Genomic DNA, 2703 nt, shown 5'->3' with positions numbered 1-2703 from the left:
GGGCATAGGCCAGCCCCAGTCCCCGCCCACTGCCGGTAACAATCGCGGTTTTGCCGTCCAAGGACATGGTGGCTCCTTTTCTGCCGGCAGTGCCGGGCGCCGTTGACCTGCTCTTTCGTTCCATCCTCACCGGAATAGTTGAAAAAGTCAACGGTTTAGGAGTGCACCTATCCCGGGACCCCAGCAGTAGTGGCCAAGGCGCCCGGGCGCTGCGATCAGGAACAGGTCAGCGTCAAACCGTTCCAGTGGTGGACTCCGGGACCAAGGTCGCCGCACTGGCTGTTGATCGCTGAAAGGCCCACCAGGGTCGCTGTGCCCAGCAGCGCGAAGGTAAGTGCTCCAACAATGATGGCGGCGACGGCCCAGCCGTTTTTGGCCCCGGCCCGGCGCGAAATGACCAGGGCAATGATGCCTACGATGAGGCCAACGATGTTCAGAAGGATGGCGAGGATCAAGGCGGTAATACCGAGACCGCGTCCCGCATGGCTTGCTGCAGTGGTGGAATTAGAGCTCACTCAGCCGATTATTCAGCACCAGCGGGCGCTGCCGCGAAGATCGTCCAGGATTCGTGATCCGAATCTCGCGCAGTGACCCGCAGCTCCTCCTTACCGTCCGTCAGCGCACAACCCGGAAGCGCAGATGGATGCCGCCGGCAAAGGCCTCGGTCTCCAGCCGCTCCAGCGTCACCGGGTGCTCCAGTCCGCTGAACAGCGAGATGCCCTGGCCCAGCAGGATGGGCACCACATGCAGCTGGATTTCATCCACAAGCCCCAGCTCGAGGCACTGCCGGGAGATGCTGCCGCCCAGAAGGGCAACGGTTTTCTCCCCAGCCGCTCCCTTGGCCTGGTCGACGGCCTGCCGGAGGTCATCAAGGAAGGCGTACGTTGTGCCGTCCTTCTCTATCGGGCCGCGGGGCGAATGCGTCATCAGGAACACCGGGACCTTCAGCATGCCGCCGTATGGTTCCTCGCCTTCCTCGATCGTCTGGGTTTTGTTGGCGCCGCCCACCACCGCGCCGATTTCCTGCACAACGCGGTCCACCAAGGAGGTATCCGCCTCCACCGACTCGACGTCGAACATCCAGTCGACGCCGCCCTCGCTGTCGGCCATAAAGCCATCCACGGTCACCGTTGCGTGGATCAGGACTTTTCCCATGTTTCCGCCCGCCTGTTCGCTGTTGGTCCCGGGCCATGGGCCATGACGTTCAGGCCGTCCGCGGGGTTCAGGCTATTTCTAGCGTGCAGGCGGTACCCGCGCCAGAGGCCGGGTCCCGGTCAGCCGCCCAGTTCCCCGGAAAGCCGGCCCTGCAGCGAGAGGGAGGAGCCGTTCAGCCCGGTGATCCGCACCGTTTTGCCGCGGCTGCGGTACTTTTCGGTGATGGAATCCAGCGCCGCGACGGTGGAGGCATCCCAGACGTGCGAGCCGCTCATATCGATCACCACGTCCTCCGGATCCAGGGCGTATTCGAACTGGGTGTAGAGGTCATTGGAGGAAGCGAAGAACAGCTCGCCCCGCACCGCGTAGGTGACCGCGGCGCCGTCGTCCGTCAGCGTGCGCTGCACGGTCACAAAGTGCGCCACGCGGCGGGCGAACAGGACCATCGCCACCAGGACACCAATCCCGACGCCGATCGCGAGGTTGTGCGTGAGAACGGTGGCGACGACGGTGGTCACCATCACCACGGTCTCCGACTTCGGCATCCGGCGCAGCGTGGAGGGGCGGATGCTGTGCCAGTCGAACGCAGCCCAGGCCACGAAGATCATCACGGCCACCAGCGCGGCCATCGGGATCAAGGCGACGATGTCCCCGAGCACCACCACCAGGATCAGCAGGAAGACACCGGCCAGGAAGGTGGAGATGCGGGTGCGGGCGCCGGAGGCCTTCACATTCATCATGGTCTGGCCAACGACGGCGCAGCCGCCCATTCCGCCGAAGAATCCGGTGACGATGTTGGCGATGCCCTGCCCGGCGGCCTCGCGCGGTTTGGAGGAGCGGGTGTCGGTGATGTCGTCCACGAGTTTGGCGGTCAGCAGCGATTCGAGCAGGCCGACGAACGCCATCGCCACGGCGAAGGGCGCAATGATCTGCAGTGTTTCCAGGGTCAGCGGAACCTCGGGGAAGAGCAGGGCCGGCAAGCTGTCCGGAAGCTCGCCCTTATCCCCCACGGTCGGAACGTTCCAGCCGGCAGCGACGGCGGCAACCGTAAGGGCGACGATCGCTACCAGCGGCGCGGGCACCGCCGTCGTCAGCCGGGGCAGGCCGAAAACGATCAGCAGTCCGACGGCGACAATCGGGTAAACCAGCCACGGCACGCCGATCAGTTCGGGCAGCTGGGAGGAAAACACCAGGATGGCCAGCGCATTCACGAACCCCACCATCACGGAGCGCGGAATAAAGCGCATCAGTTTAGCGACGCCCGCGAGCGCGAGCAGGATCTGGAAAATCCCGGCCAGGATCACCGTGGGGACCAGGTACTCGACACCGTGGTTCGCCACCACCGGGGCAATGACCAGGGCAACTGCTCCGGTGGCTGCGGAAATCATCGCCGGGCGGCCGCCCACGAACGCAATGGTCACGGCCATGGTGAAGGAGGCGAACAGGCCCATCCGCGGGTCGACGCCGGCGATCACCGAGAAGGCAATGGCCTCCGGGATCAGGGCCAGCGCCACCACCAGTCCGGCCAGCGCCTCGGTCTTCAGCAGC

3 protein-coding genes and 1 pseudogene are annotated in these 2703 nt (G+C 65.1%); all 4 read right to left on the bottom strand.

The window, feature by feature from the left end; genetic code table 11:
* Positions 1-124, bottom strand: a pseudogene (locus tag RTN46_RS17065) (dehydrogenase); the annotation flags it as partial.
* Between the two features lie 91 nt (positions 125-215).
* The gene (locus RTN46_RS16880; protein ID WP_312183183.1) at positions 216-515 is read right to left on the bottom strand and encodes a hypothetical protein; all 300 of its coding nucleotides are present in this window, start codon (positions 513-515) and stop codon (positions 216-218) included.
* A 100-nt stretch (positions 516-615) separates the two neighbouring features.
* Entirely contained in the window at positions 616-1155 is a 540-nt protein-coding gene (locus tag RTN46_RS16875; RefSeq protein WP_312183181.1) for a dihydrofolate reductase family protein, read from the bottom strand.
* Between the two features lie 119 nt (positions 1156-1274).
* Entirely contained in the window at positions 1275-2702 is a 1428-nt protein-coding gene (locus tag RTN46_RS16870; protein ID WP_312183178.1) for a SulP family inorganic anion transporter, read from the bottom strand.
* Position 2703: the final 1 nt, after the last annotated feature.

The sequence above is a fragment of the Arthrobacter sp. genome (genome assembly GCF_031988865.1).
Lineage (GTDB): Bacteria > Actinomycetota > Actinomycetes > Actinomycetales > Micrococcaceae > Arthrobacter_B.
Note: the sequence above shows the minus strand (reverse complement) of the source record. Positions and strands in the feature narration are given on the sequence as shown.